General features: G+C 44.2%; 13 protein-coding genes. 4 read left to right on the forward strand and 9 right to left on the reverse strand.

All coding sequences use genetic code 11. From position 1 onward, the window contains the following. Position 1 precedes the first annotated feature (1 nt). Complete coding sequence (gene mutL / locus HGD77_RS09430) at positions 2–1,969, reverse strand: DNA mismatch repair endonuclease MutL (protein WP_138742520.1); 1,968 nt, start codon at positions 1,967–1,969, stop codon at positions 2–4. Beyond that, complete coding sequence (gene tsaE, locus HGD77_RS09435) at positions 1,959–2,438, reverse strand: tRNA (adenosine(37)-N6)-threonylcarbamoyltransferase complex ATPase subunit type 1 TsaE (protein ID WP_004645485.1); 480 nt, start codon at positions 2,436–2,438, stop codon at positions 1,959–1,961. Before tsaE ends, mutL begins: the two co-directional genes overlap by 11 nt. Positions 2,439–2,564: 126 nt before the next feature. Between tsaE and HGD77_RS09440 the strand changes: the two genes are divergently transcribed. The 3 genes from HGD77_RS09440 to HGD77_RS09450 all read left to right on the forward strand — a co-directional run bounded on the left by HGD77_RS09440 (position 2,565) and on the right by HGD77_RS09450 (position 4,476). Then, complete coding sequence (locus HGD77_RS09440; protein WP_138742519.1) at positions 2,565–3,473, forward strand: pseudouridine synthase; 909 nt, start codon at positions 2,565–2,567, stop codon at positions 3,471–3,473. Positions 3,474–3,587: 114 nt separating this feature from the next. Continuing rightward, a complete protein-coding gene (locus tag HGD77_RS09445; RefSeq protein WP_004278906.1) occupies positions 3,588–3,935 on the forward strand; it encodes a type II toxin-antitoxin system RelB/DinJ family antitoxin in 348 nt (115 codons plus the stop codon). Between the two features lie 97 nt (positions 3,936–4,032). Beyond that, positions 4,033–4,476 (forward strand): GNAT family N-acetyltransferase, encoded by a 444-nt coding sequence (locus tag HGD77_RS09450; protein ID WP_138742518.1) that lies wholly within the window; start codon positions 4,033–4,035, stop codon positions 4,474–4,476. A 43-nt stretch (positions 4,477–4,519) separates the two neighbouring features. On the opposite strand, the gene HGD77_RS09455 is transcribed toward HGD77_RS09450, so the two are convergent. Continuing rightward, a complete protein-coding gene (locus tag HGD77_RS09455) occupies positions 4,520–5,227 on the reverse strand; it encodes a pseudouridine synthase (protein WP_138742517.1) in 708 nt (235 codons plus the stop codon). A gap of 140 nt (positions 5,228–5,367) precedes the next feature. On the opposite strand from HGD77_RS09455, the gene HGD77_RS09460 reads away from it, so the two are divergent. After that, a complete protein-coding gene (locus tag HGD77_RS09460) occupies positions 5,368–5,820 on the forward strand; it encodes a DUF441 domain-containing protein (protein ID WP_114542515.1) in 453 nt (150 codons plus the stop codon). Between the two features lie 258 nt (positions 5,821–6,078). Here HGD77_RS09460 and HGD77_RS09465 read toward each other — a convergent pair whose 3' ends face one another. From HGD77_RS09465 to HGD77_RS09490, 6 genes are all read right to left on the reverse strand, one after another. After that, positions 6,079–6,405 (reverse strand): gamma-glutamylcyclotransferase family protein, encoded by a 327-nt coding sequence (locus tag HGD77_RS09465; RefSeq protein ID WP_071851983.1) that lies wholly within the window; start codon positions 6,403–6,405, stop codon positions 6,079–6,081. Positions 6,406–6,435: 30 nt separating this feature from the next. Continuing rightward, the gene (locus HGD77_RS09470) at positions 6,436–8,151 is read right to left on the reverse strand and encodes an AAA family ATPase (RefSeq protein WP_129716622.1); all 1,716 of its coding nucleotides are present in this window, start codon (positions 8,149–8,151) and stop codon (positions 6,436–6,438) included. Between the two features lie 90 nt (positions 8,152–8,241). Continuing rightward, positions 8,242–10,248 (reverse strand): hypothetical protein, encoded by a 2,007-nt coding sequence (locus HGD77_RS09475; protein WP_138742516.1) that lies wholly within the window; start codon positions 10,246–10,248, stop codon positions 8,242–8,244. Positions 10,249–10,444: 196 nt separating this feature from the next. Next, positions 10,445–11,197: a 1-acyl-sn-glycerol-3-phosphate acyltransferase gene (locus tag HGD77_RS09480; protein WP_004278913.1), complete on the reverse strand. Its 753-nt coding sequence runs from the start codon at positions 11,195–11,197 to the stop codon at positions 10,445–10,447. A 26-nt stretch (positions 11,198–11,223) separates the two neighbouring features. Continuing rightward, positions 11,224–12,333, reverse strand: coding sequence for a beta-ketoacyl-ACP synthase III (locus HGD77_RS09485; RefSeq protein ID WP_004278914.1), 1,110 nt, complete (start codon positions 12,331–12,333; stop codon positions 11,224–11,226). Between the two features lie 30 nt (positions 12,334–12,363). Beyond that, positions 12,364–16,320 carry a DUF3418 domain-containing protein gene (locus HGD77_RS09490; RefSeq protein ID WP_034618976.1) on the reverse strand — a complete coding sequence of 1,319 codons (3,957 nt, stop codon included), beginning with the start codon at positions 16,318–16,320 and terminating at the stop codon, positions 12,364–12,366. Between the last annotated feature and the right edge of the window lie 125 nt (positions 16,321–16,445).

Raw genomic sequence — 16,445 nt, forward strand, 5'->3', positions numbered from 1 at the left:
ACTACTCTCCTCGAGCAAAAAGTTTATCTAGTTGAGCCAATGGAAAGGCGCGCCAAGTCGGACGACCATGATTACATTGACTGGCAAATTCGGTTTGTTCCATCTGCCGTAATAAAGCATTCATTTCAGACAAACTTAGGATACGATGCGCTCGCACTGCACCATGACAGGCCATTCCCGCCAAAATTTGGTCACGCTTCTGCAATAGGCTTTGTGCTTGATCCCCCGGATCTAAATCATTCAATAATTCAGGAATCAGGGCATCGAAATCGGCCTTGTGTAGAATAGCCGGTACACCACGTACGATAACTTGCTCATCACCATACTGATCGATTTCCAGCCCCAAACGTGCCAACTGCTCTTTCAGCTCTTCGACACGCATGGCCTGCATCCGGCTAATATTCACGACTTTTGGAATGAGCAATTGCTGTGATGTCCAGAATTCAGGTTTATCCCAAGCCGATTTCATTTGCTGCAAGACAATACGCTCATGCGCCGCATGCATATCCACAATAATCAGACCTTCGGTATTTTGCGCCAGAATATAAATGCCATGTAACTGGGCAATAGCAATGCCCAATGGATGCTCATCCACTTTAGTGTTTACATGTGTCTGAAAAGACTGCTCAGGGCTGAATATTTCGGTTTCCGAACTTTCTCTGAGCGGTGCTAAATAACTTTGCAAGGCATTATTCAGCTGCTGTGAACCAGAATAAGATTTACGGTAATCTTGGGAATAATGCACTGTTTGTGGACCTGAAGATGCAAAATCGGCCAGCACATCTGAAGTTTCATTTTCACTTAAGGCAGATGTCGTTCTCACCACCTGTGGCTGAGAATGCGCAGTCTGATGCAGGCTGAACTGTTCCTGATAACGCGGTTGCGGGGCCGTCAAGCCAGGCTGCTCATCCTGTTTCATTGCCTCGGCTAAATCTGCAGTTGCGGTCTGGAATTGTGCCAACGTTTCTTTGGCATAATGCCGTACGAACTCATGTACTTCACGTTGATTCAGGAAGCGAATTTCATGCTTGGTCGGATGGACGTTTACATCCACATTTTCTGGATCAACTTCTAAAAACAGTAAATAAGCCGCATGCTGATGCCCATGCAGGATGCCGTCATAGGCCATCCGTAAGGCATGGGAAATGGTTTTGTCTTTGACAATCCGGCCATTTACATAGACATACTGCAAATCAGCCTGTGCACGTGCATCTGAAGGATGGCCAAGCCAGCCAGACAAACGCATGTTGATACTGTCTGCATCCATCCAGTAGGCATTTTCAGTAAACTGGCGGCCAAGCAATTGCTGTACCCGCTGAAAACGCAAAGCGCCGCTATCCGCCACGGGTAAATTCAGTTTGATGCTTTCATTATGTTCTAGCACAAAACGGATATCAAAATGCGTCAGTGCCATACGGCGCACAATTTCTTCGATATGACCAAATTCAGTGCCCGGTTTTTTCAGGAATTTACGCCGTGCAGGCACATTAAAAAACAAATCCTGAACCCGGATATGCGTCCCTTTTGAGGCCGCAACAGCCTGAATTTCCTGATGATCAAAAGCCGTGCCATTGACTTCGACCTGATAACCGATGCCCTCGTCACTTTGACTGCTGATCATGGTCAGGCGTGAAACTGCTGCTATCGACGCCAGTGCCTCACCACGAAAGCCCAGACTGCTAATCGCATACAGCTCATCGGCGCTCTGGATTTTGCTGGTGGCATGGCGCATCACGGCCAAAGCTAGATCTTCAGGATGAATTCCGCGTCCATTGTCGATGATTTCAATTAAAGTACTGCCGCCCTGTTCGACCCGAATGATCAGTTCTGTCGCCCCCGCATCAATCGAGTTTTCCAGTAACTCCTTGACCACAGAAGCCGGACGTTCAATCACCTCACCTGCGGCAATCTGGTTGGCAAGTGCAGGATCAAGGGCACGAATACGGCGCAGACTTAAATCATTCGACATGTGAAAATTGACGCTCCAGAGCCTCTCGTAAAGCAAGATTCGATGAAATCAGGCTTGCAGTACGGGTAAGTTCATCTTCAGATTTTAAAATTTCAATAATCAGGTCAGCTTGCGGAATTTCATCACCACCTTTAGATGGCCATTCAAATAAAAATAGCGCATTCGGTGTTTCCAGGTAATCCCGGATGCCCATCAGTTCCAGTTCATACGGATCATTCAGACGATACAAGTCAAAATGAAAAATATCCTGACCATTAATTTGATAGGGTTCGACCAGTGTATAAGTTGGACTTTTCACTGAACCTTTATGACCCAGCTGTTGCAAATAATAACGTGTTAACGTCGTTTTTCCTGCCCCTAGGTCACCAATCAGATACACGACCCCCGCAGGGAAATTCTCCGCCAGAACCTTGGCCAGTTTTTGGGTATCGTCTTCATGATTTAAAGTGACATTAAATGAATAAGGCATATTACTCACGACATGATGCAAAAGAATAAATATGATAGCATCGCCACGCTTTAAAAGCCTATTCACCCGTGTGAGAAACTGTATTTTTTCACAGCATCTGCTCCTTAAGAGGTTAATCTGCCTGCCATGCAACCAACTGTTGATTTTAACCCGCCCATGCTGAATGGGGTCAGTGCCAGTAAAGTGTTTTTGCCAGCCAGTCCGGATGCTCCCCCGACAGTTTTTGCTTATTTATGCACACAATTCGCGCATATCACAGCAGATGAATGGCAGTCCCGTTTCGCCAAAGGTCTGGTCTATGACGCTCAGGGCAATCAATTATCAACAGAAAGTCCATTTCAGCCCAATAGCCATTGTTTCTATTATCGCTTTTTGGCACATGAAGTGCATATTCCTTTTCAACATCAGATTTTATTTGAAAATGAGCATTTCATGGTGGTCGATAAACCGCATTTTTTGACCATGAGCCCGACCGGACAATATGTGCAGGAAACGCTACTGGTTCGTCTTAAAAAGCAAACCGGCAATGAGCATTTAACGCCCATTCACCGGCTGGATCGTGAAACGGCAGGTGTGGTCCTGATTTCCAAATGCGTTGAATCACGTGGCCTGTACCAGCAGTTATTTGCTACACGGCAGGTGCAAAAAACCTATCATGCGATTGCGGCGTATAATCCTAGTTTAAAATTCCCATTGGTCACACGATTGAGAATGCAAAAAGGTCAGCCTTTTTATACCATGCAAGTCCTAGACGGAACGCCGAATAGCGAGACGGCTATTGATCTGCTGGAACACAACACAGAATGGGCCAAATATGAGCTAAAACCACATACTGGCAAGCAGCATCAATTACGGGTGCACTTGAATCATCTAGGTATTCCGATCCGTCATGATCCCTTTTACCCTCGAGTAGCGCACAAGGTGGAAGATGATTTTTCTACACCTTTAAGTTTATTGGCCAAACATATTCAATTCATCGATCCGATCACGCAGAAAAGCATGAATTTCAGCTCCCAACTTGAATTGACACTGTAAATCGCTTGTCATTACAGATTATTTTCTAAAATCGGTCGCTTTAAGATTGAATTTCAAACGTAATTGATTAGAATAAAGGCGAAAAGTTAAGTAATTTAAAGCTTTAAAAATATTATGAGAAAAACTGAAGTTTATCAAATTCGCTTGGACTCGCAAGAGAAGAAACAAGCCTTTGCGGTATTTAAGCAATTGGGGATTACGCCAGCTCAGGCCGTGCGTCTTTTTTTCAAGCAAGTGGTGATTACCAAATCGATCCCCTTCTCGATTGAAAACCAGAATATCAATCTGGAACAACTGATCCGGCTGCGCAAGCTAAAACAAAATGAAGCTAAAACCGAGCAAAATGCGCTTTCCAGTTCTGCCCTGAATCTACTCGATGATCAGGAGATTGCATTGGATGATGATCATCTTGATTTATTTGAAGAACTGAATGCCATTTTGGGTGAAAGCGACAAAATTTAACATTGTTGCATTTCCGAACAATTTCTAAAACCTGCCACTCCCAAACTTCGCTATGCTTGATGCTGATAATCAATAAAAAATTAGCATGGAGTATGCAATGCTCGTACGACGCGCCCAGTCAGCAGACCTGAATCAGCTGGCGATATTATTTGATGAATATCGACAGTTTTATGGTACGTCTTCCAATCCTGAACTCTCTTACCAATTTTTAAAACAGCGTTTTGAAGATGGGCAGACTGTTATTTTTATCAATACCAAAAATGATACCTTTGCCGGCTTTATTATCCTGTATCTGGGTTTTTCTTCGGTAGCCTGCTCGACCTATTATATTCTGGATGATGTCTATATCACCCCGGTTTTTCGGCGTCAGGGCGCAGCCAAACAACTGATTGATACCGCAATTTTATTTGCCAAACATGAACAGGCCTTAAGAATTACCCTGGAAACCCAAAAAAATAATTATCAATCGCATAAATTGTATGAATCTATGGGATTTATCAAGGATGATGAATTTCAGACCTATCACTGTTTCCTGAAATAAGTCCTGAACTTTTTAATCACATTTCAAGCGAATAAAAAATTTATTATTCCGAGCGGAATTTGGCCTGCGCTACCTGTTCCACATTTAAATACAGCCACTCTCCTTCAGCCAATTCAGGCAAGGCCAAAGCACCTATTTTTGCACGGTGCAACTGTTCAACTTTATTGCCTACGGCAGCCAGCATGCGCTTTACCTGATGATAGACCCCTTGATGGATAGTCATTTGCAGACGGTTCTCAGCCAAACGAATTACTTCAGTAGCTGCAAAAATGCCTTTTTCATTTCTTAATTCAACACCTTGTTCTAGTTGCTGAATCTGTTCATCCGTGACTGGATCTGCAGTTTGCATCTGATAAACTTTGGCGACATGCTTTTTCGGATGGGTTAGCGCTTGCAGGAACTGTCCATCATCGGTCAGCAATAACAGTCCGGTGGTATCCTGATCCAGACGCCCCACACACTGAATCCCCCGATTCAACAGAATGTCATCAAACAGGTCAAACACACTAAAATGATGCGTCGCCTGATGCGAACACTCATAGCCTTGTGGCTTGTTTAAGGCGATATAGACTTTTTCCCGATAGGTATGACTTTTCCCATACACCTCGAAATTTAAGTTATTCAAATCCAGTTTATGTTTGGGATTATCAATCACTTCATCTTGAATTGAAACAGCACCATTTTTAATCAGTTGCTGACAATGCTTGCGGGAGCCGAAACCTTGTGACTGCAACATTTTTTCCAATAGCATCTGTTTATACCTGTATCGAGTGAAGACCTGTGCATTCTATCCTGAATCAGTCATGAATTTGGTTTCTTCCGCTGTTTTCTAGGTATCATGCGTTGAAAAGCTCTACAATAGCTTTATTTTTCACTCTATCTCTCCCCCTTATGTCGCAACTTGATCTGAATCTGATTGTTCTTTTGGTTTTACTGGCTTGCGGTATTTTCAGTCACAATAGTGCCGTCACCATTGCTGCAGCGGTGTTAATTGTTTTAAAAATCACGCCACTCAACAGTTTATTGCCTTATGTACAGGCGCACGGTTTAAATATCGGCATTATTATTCTGACCATTGGTGTTCTGACACCGATTGCCAGTGGCAAAATTTCAGGGGAAAGTATTCTCAAATCTTTCCTGAGCTGGAAGTCTTTGCTGGCAATCGCGATTGGGGTCTTTGTCGCTTGGCTGGGAGGACGTGGAGTGAAGCTGATGTCCAATCAGCCAGATGTAGTGGCCGGACTGTTATTAGGCACAGTAGCAGGTGTAGCAGTATTACGCGGTGTTCCAGTCGGTCCTTTAATTGCGGCTGGGATTTTATCCTTATTGATTAGTACACAATAATGTTCAAATCATCAGCGCCCTTCACCAGTATGCAAAGATTTCTCAAAAATAATCATATAACGGGAAATATGCAGATCGCCCGATGATTATCTTGCGCTAATCTCTAACGCAGTACGTCAGGCTTGCTCAGAAGATACTATCAAATCAACGGAATATTTATTAATTCGATCTTTCAAAATTCAAGCAAAGGAAAGTGAATGATTTTTAAAAGCGGTGACCTGATAAAAATCAGAAATTCAATAAATGACACCTACCAGTCTAATCTTTCAAAGCATAGACCAAACTTTCTACCATCTGACCATTTTCCAAATATACTTTAACCGGAATACGTTGATATTCATCGCCTTCAAATACATCCAGCTCATTCCAATATTTAGGGAGATTCTCGGATATGAATACATAACCGGTAACAGTCTCTCCCGAATCACTGAGCTGAATACCCGGACTGCCCAGCTCAGCACCCCAACCGCGCTGCTGCAAATGCCCACGAATATAACCGGCTTTCCAGCTTCCCCCAATCCGTTCCATCACATGGGCATTGGGTTGCTGCGGACGAAGCGTGCCGTATACGAATAAACTGTGCATCTTAAGAACTCTTAAACATCATTTTGATGATTACTCTACAAATAGTAGTGCTAGACGCACCTGGTCATAAGCCATTTTAGGCGTAGTCAATTCCACAATCGGACGCAACTTAATAGAACCGTCATCATTAAAATGCTCCGAGTTTTGACGCTTGGTCAGGCGTTTATAAATCTTGCGAACCTGCTCCACCACTTCCTCACCCGGATGTGCCAGCGAGATATCCAGCCCCTGCTCTTTATGCAAACGCCCCAAATGATTGATGATGGTTGCCGGGGTCAAACCACGTTCAGTCGCGATATCGGCAATTTCATAACCTTCTTCAAACAGTTCACGCGTTTCGTCTAGCGTTGCAGCGGCATAGCTTTGCTTACCCCCATTCTTGGAAATTTTCTTCTCATTGCGCTGGATTTCAACTTCATTCAAAGTCCCGCCACAATGTCGGATAAAGGCCTTATGCTGTGCCGTCAAATCGACATTTTCAAAATTCGCTTCGGCTTCATCAGAAAGTTCTTGAAAACGGCGATCGGCTTTAATTGCCAGACTATCGAGTTCCAAAGCCTGCTCATTAAAACCTTTTAATCGTAGGCCATTTAAGCTTTTCAAACGGGACAACGCGACATAGCCCTGTCCTTTTTCAAAAGTATGGCTCAGGTCAATCTCGGCAGCTTCCAGGGTCATGCCTTGTGATTTATGAATGGTAATCGCCCAGGCCAGACGCAATGGAATCTGCTGGAAACTGGCAATGGTTTTACCGGCCTCATTGTCTACCGACCAGGTTTCAGGCTCAACCACCAATGTAGTGCCATCGGTCAGTTTGACTTTAGGCAGCACACCATATTCATCATCTTCTTCAAAACTGATCACTTCGCCCAAACTGCCGTTGATATAACCCATATCAAAGTTGTTTTTCACAAACATGACTTTGGCATGTTTTTTCAGGGTTAAGGCTTCAGGCGCTCGCACTGACGATTTTAAAGTCTCGATCAGCTTTTCATTGCCATCACACTGCGCATCAAACTGGCGCGGATCATTGTCAATTTCATTCAGATGTTTAAAGTTAATACTGTCCACATCCATATTATGCGTATACAGGCGCGTATAGGTATCACCAATTTCTTGATGTCGCGTGGCCTGTAAAGCAGTGCGGTGTTCATGGCTAATCGCCTGCGCACGGATCGCATTCAGAATGTCATTCAAATAATCATTGCCCTGACGATGCTGCTCAGTTAGGTAGCAAACGCGAAACTTGGCTTCGACCCAGGCATCCGACATAAAGCAGAATTTGTCGCGGTTGCGCTCATCATTTTTACCGACTGGCGGTAACTGGAAAAAGTCCCCTGCTACAATCACCTGAATACCACCGAAAGCTTCATCACTTTCCTTGAAATATTTCAATACCTGATTGACCAGATTCAGCTGCTTGGCATGCAGCATTGAAATTTCGTCAATAATCAGGACTTGCGCATTTTCCAGATGTTCTTTTAAGTATTTGCGCTCTTTCATCCGCTTTAAGTCTTCTTCAGACAAAAAGTCTTTAATGCCAATGCCTGCCCAGGTATGAATAGTCATACCATTCATGTGTGTGGCTGCAATACCGGTCGATGCGGTAATCGCGACGGCGACCTTACGTGCCTTTAAATAATTAATATATTGATTCAGCGTATAGGTTTTTCCCGCACCGGCAGAACCGGTTAAAAAGACATTTTCTCCTGCTTTGAGTAACTTAAGGGCAGTTTCCTGTTTCATAAGAGCAATACCGTAAAAGAACGGCTATAGCCTAACGATTTTTAGCGGAAAAGTTAAGCGTCATAGCGGAAAACAAGCTGTATTGAACTGTCAGGCCTGCAAGTTGAGCCAGTTAATAAAATGCATGGCGATATTGCTGTATTCAGCTTCTGCTTTGTGGTTATTCGGATATTCCAGCTGATCAAAAATCACCTGTCCATTCACTAATTGACACCCCAAGATCAAGGGTAGGCGCACAGCAGGATGAGACATACGAAAGGCCACATACTGCCCTTCCAAAATTTGCTGAGCATAGCTTGCCGCCAGACAGTTCCTGAAAATTTTAGATTCCTCTAAAATCCGATCCAAAGTTTTAAGTTCTTCAAAACGCCAGTTGAAATACAGTAAAAATGAAACCTGAGTGATTGGTGTCCAGTTCACCAGTGCGAACTGTTTTTTCAGCTTGGCGATCATTTCCTGCTTTTGAACCTGATCATGCCAGACGACCGCCTGATTAAACAAACTGGTCCAGCTCAGATTTTTCGGTATTTCTGTATGGCTGGAAAAATACTCTACCAGATAGTCACGCACATAACTGTCAAATAGCGACTCACGTACATGCCCGCTTTGCAAATAAAACAGCTGCCTGAACTCAGTAAAAGGAATGCGATAGCGGTGCAGAACATTATAGAAATCACGATTCTGCTGGCTTTGAGGCTGAATATACACCAGAACCTCATCGGGTAAATGCGCCGTAATTTTATATAAATGCTGCATATAAGCCTGCATCATCCGGCTCAAGTTCAGATAAACCTTTTTAGTCAGCTGATCATCCATTTTAACCACATTGCGCAGCAGCTCCATCCATTCGTCCAGATACAGAATTGAGGGACTAATCGCAATCCGTTGATCCTCAATTGATTGACGTGTGCCTTTTAATACCACCGCCTGATTATACTGATGCTGAAACCAGTCATGCTGGATTGCATATTCATGCATGCTATGAATAAACAGTCGCGCTGAGACATATTGAAAATATTGTAGAGTCGCCAGAATAATCTGTGGATGAATATGGTGGCTGTCTATAAAACTTAGGGCCGTTACTGCGACCCGCACACTGCTATGCTGGATATTATTACTGATCCAGTCCAGTACCTCGGCCGGTTGCTTGAAGATCCAATTCACGGCACGATGACAGTCAAATAGTGGCAATCGGGCTACTTTTTTCTGCCATAAATACGGATGATTTTCCAGGAAATTCCGTTTGGATAATAAATCATCCCGATGCCACACGTCCCGGTTCATCAATCGGACAAAACCGAGCAGATTACTTTGCTCCTCAGCATGCCGATATAGCAAACAGATATCATCAGTGTGATCTTTCAATTCATGCAGATTAAAGCGCTCTTCAAAAGACAGCGACATAATCCGGAACATCGCCGGAGGCAAAAACTGTGCGGCGCTAAAACAGAACTCATCCAGACTATCCATCAATGACTGGATCGAAAAGAATTCATCCTGCTGCAGGCACTCCAAAGAAAAAGCCTGTTGCAAGCTTTCAAGAATCTGCTGTGGAATCTCTTGTTCATTCTGAACAAAGTTTTGCATGATAGGTGTTGTATACAACCCGGCCTTGATCAGCTGGTGGTCGATAATCTCAGCCTGAACAACCGACATCTGTCGCAAAAATTCGGACACCCGTTCCGGGCCATTAACCCACGCATAAACCTGAGCCAGGATAAGCTGACGCAACTGTTTGGCTTTGTCGCGTAAATATAGCGAATGCTGCGGTTTTAAATCCCCGGTCAGGAAATAGATGTCCTGTAAAAAGAATTCCTCTAGCGCTTCTGCTTTGTACTTCTGGAAGTAAAAATGACTGTCGACCAAAGCAGGCGCAGTTCCAGAGTCTAATGCACGTGGAGTACAAAACTGGATATAAAACAGGCCATCCAGCAATTCAATCCGATGCTGATCCTGCTGAATTTTTATTAAATTTTGTGCATTCAGATGACCAATTATTGCCATCTGATCAAGATAAAGCTGGTTGAGCTCCAGAGAAATCCGTAAACATTGTTGTGCCAATAACCTTAAAGATGCTACCAAGCTTTCCTGTTCCATACGTACACCTCGGTCATCTTAGAATCATCTTATTTTTATATTGGATCATGCTGAGTCCTTGATCGCCAATCAGTGAACACTTAAAAATACATTATGGCATCACTTGCACTATAAAACCGTCCATGCATCCTCATTGCTAAAAATAGAACATTTCAATAGATCATAGCCTAGATTTTACAGGAAGAATTTTTCTTTTTTAGTCTTGCTGACGTAGCGCCTTAAGCTCGGCCAAGCCGGTATAAATATGTTGCTGCAAGCTGTGTCGAAATGCAATCAGCTCTTCCTGAGTCTGAACCTGAGCAATCGATTGTCGCGGCATAAACTGAAAATAAAATGGCAGGCGTTTTGGGAATAATCGTTTAGGCAAAGATGGAATCACATCGCCCTGACGTAATAATTTATTGAGTTGTGGTACTTTGAGGAGTTTTTGAAAATATTTATGCTGGATGATCTTATTGGCATCAAAGCCAATCTCATAGACTTCATCCCCACCAAGCGCAGCAAAAGGGACAATATCATAGTTGAATTCCTGAGCCAGCTTTAAAAATCCGTAGCGTTGCTTCCAGATCAGTTGATACTGTTCACCCTGACGTTTGAGTACTTCGCGTCCACCTCCCGGAAAGACCAGAATAGAATAACCCTGCTGCATCACAGCACGTACATAATGCTGGATGCCATCAACTGCCCCAAACTTCTTCACGGCTTCACGCCATAAGGGCACATAAAAATGGCTATGATCCGCAATGCTGACCACAGCCACTTTATGTTCGTTATAGAGGTAATCAATCAGCATCGGCGAATCAAAGATGCCGTACATGGAATGATTACCGACATACATTGCAGGCCGACTGGCATCAATATATTCAGCCCCTAAAAAGGTAGGGGTAAAATATAATTTGGATAAGGCACTTAAGCGTCTAATCCATTGCCCATCATGTTTGACCTGCAAGCTGTCTGCTCCCTATCTACTCCGGATTATGCCACGCGTTTTTGGACCAGAATCGAACCTACTGAATAACCCGCACCAAATGAACACAACACGCCGTATTCACCATCTTCAACTTCATGTGCAGTACGATGCAAGGCAATGATCACCCCGGCAGAAGACGTGTTGGCAAACTCGTTCAGAATGATCGGTACCAGACCAGGTTTGGCATTTTCTTTACCAACCACCAGTTTCAGGATCAGTTCATTCATACTGGCATTGGCCTGGTGTAACCAGAAGCGTTTAACACCTGTCGGCTCAATCTGGTTCTTCTCCAGTTGCGCAGTAATCATTTTCGCAACCAGTGGACAGACTTCTTTAAATACCTTACGACCATCCTGACGGAAACGTTTGTCGTCAATGTCAGCATTTTCAGAAGTATTCAAGAAACCAAAGTTATTGCGGATGTTATTCGAGAACTGGGTAAACAACTCAGAATCCAGAATTTCAAAACCGGTTTTGCTGTCAGTATTTTCAATAATTGAAGCGGTTGCCACATCACCAAAAATAAAGTGACAATCACGTGAACGGAAATCGGTATGTGCAGAAGTAATTTCCACATTCACCAATAACACACGGCGCGCGCCAGCTTTGATCGCATCATAAGCCTGTTTCAGACCAAATGTTGCTGCCGAGCAGGCCACATTCATGTCATAGGCATAGCCTTTGATGCCTAAAGCAGTCTGAATTTCGATGGCGACAGCAGGATAAGCACGTTGCAAATTCGAGCATGACAAAATCACGATATCAATGTCTTCGGCAGTCACACCGGCATTTTCCATTGCCTGTTTGGCTGCAATTACGCCCCATTCTGCCTGCAGTGAAATTTCATCATCTGCACGTTCACGTAAATTTGGACGTAAGCGTTTTGGATCAAGAATACCTGATTTTTCTACGACATAACGGCGTTGTACGCCAGATGCTTTTTCAATAAAGTCTGCACTAGAACCACGACGCGCTTCAACTTCGCCTGCAGCGATTTTGTCAGCATTTTCGTGATTAAACAGTTCCACATAAGCATTTAAACTTTCAACTAATTCTTCATTGGTGATGACGTGTTCCGGATGGAATAAGCCCGTACCCGTAATGCGGATGCCCATGTAAAATTCCTTATCTGAATTACCTATATCTTAACTGATTCCAAGACGATCCCATACTTTTTGCAAGCGAGTTGGAGACACGGGTGCTTTTGTTTTCATCGGTTGTGAAAACAATGAGATTCTTAACTCCTCGACCATGAAATACAATTCTTTCAGGCGAGGGTCATCTTTAAACTTGAATAATTTTTCCATCCATTGATCAATTTGGTCAATGGCGGAATTGTCCCTTTGTAGATTATTGGGCAAGCGCTCTAAACGCAATATCAAGGCTTTTAAATAACGTGGAAATTCGCTCCACACATCGGAAGGTTTACGATATACAAAGTCAGAAAGGCTCATTAAATCAAGCTGATCTTCAATATCATTGATATTTTTTTCAAACACAGAATGGTCTAAAACCAATAATTTCCGGCGAATTTCCTGCCACTGGATGTAAATATCCGTGATCTCTTTCAGGGCAATTTGGCCATAAGTCAGGAAAGATTTTTTTACATCTTCAACTAGCTTTTGGAACTCTTGCGCATTGACAGGCAGCTCATTTATGGACATGTGTAGTGTGGCATAAACTAACATTTGTTCCAGTTGTGCCTTATCACCGAGTGGCGAATAAGCCAGCGCCAGAGGTTTGGAAATCTGTTTTTTCAACTGACGAGTCAAGTCTCCGAGTTGCATATGCACCAGTCGGATCACCCCTTCACGATGTTTTTTGATCGCTTCAGCCTGATCATTAAAAGTCTGGATCACTACACCCGATTCATCTTTCTGCTCCAGGGCAGCAAAAGCTTTGGTCGGAACCAGCGCCTGATACTGCTTGACCACGACACCGGTGACTTTTTGCGAGGCTTCAAATACGAAACTTTCCGGGAAGGTTTTAAATTCACCTTTAAGCTGTTTAACCGGACTATGCGTTTCAGTGCGGCAGCGTGCTTTCAGCTCCGCCAGATCACGCCCCTGTTCAATGACACGGCCTTTTTCATCAGTCACTTTAATAAATGGCAACAGATACTGATCGACCCGGTCAAAACTGAAATCTTTCTCAGTGATTTGATCACCACGCAACTGGAATGCCAAAAAACTAAAAATATGCTTCTGTAAATCCTGCGCATCTACTTTTGCCATGAGTTTTCGTGCAGTATCCGGAATCGGCACCAGATTACGGCGCTTGTCCTTCGGCAAAGCTTTTAGCAATGCTTCAATCAGATCCAGACGCCATCCCGGAATTCCCCATGACCAGATACCTTCATCGACCTGGGCCAAAGCTTGCAGTGGAATTTTAACTGTCGCGCCATCTTCATCATGACTCGGGTCAAAACGATAGGTTGCAGCCAGATGCAGGCTACCATTCTGCAAATAGTCTGGGAATTGCTGTGTCGTCGGACGGTCATTCAGCCACAGCGCATCATCATCAACAAATAAATAACGCGGATTCTGAGGCTCTACTGTGGCACGCCAGTCTTCAAAACTACGCCGGCTAGCCACTTCAGGCGGCACTTTCGAGGCATAGAACTGGTAAATGGTTTCTTCATCAACCACCAGATCACGACGGCGTAATTTGTCTTCTACTCGCTCGACTTCTTCCAGTTTAAGCAAGTTATGCTTTAAAAATGGTGGAGTAATGCCTAAATGCCCAGTGGTTAAAGCATCCCGCAAGAAAATTTCATGTGCGGCCGCCTGATCTACTTTTTCATAATTGATTGGGCGTTTCGGCTCAATAATCAGACCAAATAATGAAATCTGATCATAGGCATTCACCACACCGGCTTTTTTCGACCAGTGCGGTTCAAAATAATGATGCTTGAGCAGGTCACGCGCGGCCAGCAGAATCCATTCCGGCTCAATCTTGGCCAGGGTACGTAAATATACCTGAGAGGTTTCCACCATCTCAAAAGCCATCACCCACGGCGTATTGGTCTTGTGCAAGGTAGAAGCCGGGAAAATCCGTGCTTTTTGCTGACGCACCGCCATAAAAACATTACGCTCATCGGTCTTGTTGGCGATAAACGATAAGAGACCGGTCAACAAGGCACGGTGCAGATTTTCATAACTGGCTTTCTTTTCATTAAATGACAGTTTTAAACCCTTAGCCAACTCCACCAGCTGCTCATGAGTTTTCTTCCATTCACGCAGACGCAGCCAGCTCAGGAAGTGATTACGCGCAAAAGTACGGCGCTTATTTTCACTCATGCTTTCGCGGTTATTGTGCAGCGTCTCCCAGAGCTTGATATAGAACAGGAAATCAGAATCAGCTTCACGGAATAGTGCATGTTTCTGATCTGCCTGCATCTGCTTGTCCGCAGGGCGTTCACGCGGATCCTGAACTGCAAGCGCTGCCACAATCACCAGAACTTCGTTCAGCACGCCAAAATGTGCACCACCAAGAATCATGCGGGCCAGACGTGGATCGATCGGCATTTTCGCCATTTGCTGACCAATTTTGGTTAGTGCATCTCCCACCTTAACATTTCCCCCTTTTTTTAAGGGGGCAGAAGTTGCAGATTGAGATTGCTTTTCATCTGTAACTTCAGGGGAATTATCTTGAGAATGAGACGCTTTCTTTTCACTCATTGCCCCGAGTTCAATCAGCAATTTACGACCATCATTTACCAGACGATGATCTGGTGGCTCAATGAAATCGAAGTCTTCCAGTGAACCCAAGCCCAGACTTTGCATCTGCAAAATCACCGATGCCAGGTTGGTCCGTTTAATCTCCGGTTCAGTAAATTCAGGACGGCTCAGAAAATCATCTTCGCTATACAAACGGATACAGACACCCGGCGCTATACGGCCACAACGACCTTTACGTTGGTTCGCGGCTGCCTGAGAAACAGCTTCAATCGGCAGGCGTTGCACCCGTGAACGATAGTTATAACGTGAAATACGCGCAAAACCGCTATCAATTACATAACGGATATTCGGAACGGTTAAAGCCGTTTCTGCCACGTTGGTGGCAATAATAATGCGTCGCCCACCACCAGAAGGATTAAAGATTTTCTGCTGTTCAGCCAGCGCCAGACGCGCATATAAAGTTAATACTTCCGTATGGCGTGGCCCATGTTTGATCAGGGTTTCCTGTAGCTCGCGAATTTCCTGTTCAGTACTGGCAAAAATAAGGATGTCGGCATGTTCAGGATGGCCTTTTTCCTGTGCATCCTGAAAGCATTCTTCGACTGCTTTGACCACAGCGCGAGGCAGATTTTCTTCAAAGTCATCAAACTCGTCATCATCACTACCGCCAATGCTCATTTCCGAGATCGGGCGATAACGTAGCTCGACTGGGAAACTGCGGCCTTCTACTTCAAAAATTGGTGCACCATTGAAGTAACTGCTAAAACGGTTTACATCCAGGGTTGCAGAAGTAATGATGACTTTCAGATCGGGACGACGCGGCAACAGTTGCTTCAGATAACCCATAATGAAGTCGATATTCAGTGAGCGTTCATGCGCTTCATCAATAATAATCGTGTCATATTTGGTCAGGTAGCGGTCATGCGTCAGTTCGGCCAGTAAAATACCGTCAGTCATCAAACGCACAATTGAGTCTTGTGAACCCTGTTCCGTAAAACGTACTTTAAAGGAAATTGATTCACCGAGTTTTTCGCCAACTTCTTCGGCAATACGCTGTGATACGCTACGGGCTGCCAGTCGACGCGGCTGGGTATGTCCGATCATTCCGGTCAGGCCACATCCAGCCAGCATAGCAATTTGCGGTAACTGGGTGGTTTTACCAGAACCGGTTTCGCCAGCCACAATAATCACCTGATGCTTTTGAATCGCGGCAATCAGCTTATCAGTGTACTGAGTAACCGGTAGATCCTGATTCAGCTTGATGTTCGGAAGACGTTCAAGCCGTTGCCGTACTTTCAGATTGGATTTTTCAAATAATTCCTGATACTGCTTGGCATCTGCGTCTTTCCCCTTTTTCAGTCGATTTAAACGGTGACGGTCACGCGCCATTATCCATTGATCTACATTTAAATGACTCTGCACAGAGAAAACACCCACATCAAAAAACAGGAAAGGTTTATTTTACTTGGTTCATTAGATTTCAGATAGTCGTAGTTCTGTTAAGTGCCGGACAAATTGGCTTTGGCTGCCTGATTTCCCTCAATTCA

This window comes from Acinetobacter sp. NEB149, assembly GCF_012516415.1.
GTDB classification, from domain to species: domain Bacteria; phylum Pseudomonadota; class Gammaproteobacteria; order Pseudomonadales; family Moraxellaceae; genus Acinetobacter; species Acinetobacter lwoffii_V.

Bases quoted from the DNA above. Each gene is read 5' to 3' on its own strand.
- HGD77_RS09445 (WP_004278906.1), top strand. From the start codon at position 3,588: ATGAGAAAAACTGAAGTTTATCAAATTCGCTTGGACTCGCAAGAGAAG.
- HGD77_RS09465 (WP_071851983.1), bottom strand. From the start codon at position 6,405: ATGCACAGTTTATTCGTATACGGCACGCTTCGTCCGCAGCAACCCAAT.
- mutL (WP_138742520.1), bottom strand. From the start codon at position 1,969: ATGTCGAATGATTTAAGTCTGCGCCGTATTCGTGCCCTTGATCCTGCA.
- HGD77_RS09455 (WP_138742517.1), bottom strand. From the start codon at position 5,227: ATGCTATTGGAAAAAATGTTGCAGTCACAAGGTTTCGGCTCCCGCAAG.
- HGD77_RS09470 (WP_129716622.1), bottom strand. From the start codon at position 8,151: ATGAAACAGGAAACTGCCCTTAAGTTACTCAAAGCAGGAGAAAATGTC.
- HGD77_RS09440 (WP_138742519.1), top strand. From the start codon at position 2,565: ATGCAACCAACTGTTGATTTTAACCCGCCCATGCTGAATGGGGTCAGT.
- HGD77_RS09450 (WP_138742518.1), top strand. From the start codon at position 4,033: ATGCTCGTACGACGCGCCCAGTCAGCAGACCTGAATCAGCTGGCGATA.
- HGD77_RS09485 (WP_004278914.1), bottom strand. From the start codon at position 12,333: ATGGGCATCCGCATTACGGGTACGGGCTTATTCCATCCGGAACACGTC.
- HGD77_RS09460 (WP_114542515.1), top strand. From the start codon at position 5,368: ATGTCGCAACTTGATCTGAATCTGATTGTTCTTTTGGTTTTACTGGCT.
- tsaE (WP_004645485.1), bottom strand. From the start codon at position 2,438: ATGCCTTATTCATTTAATGTCACTTTAAATCATGAAGACGATACCCAA.
- HGD77_RS09475 (WP_138742516.1), bottom strand. From the start codon at position 10,248: ATGGAACAGGAAAGCTTGGTAGCATCTTTAAGGTTATTGGCACAACAA.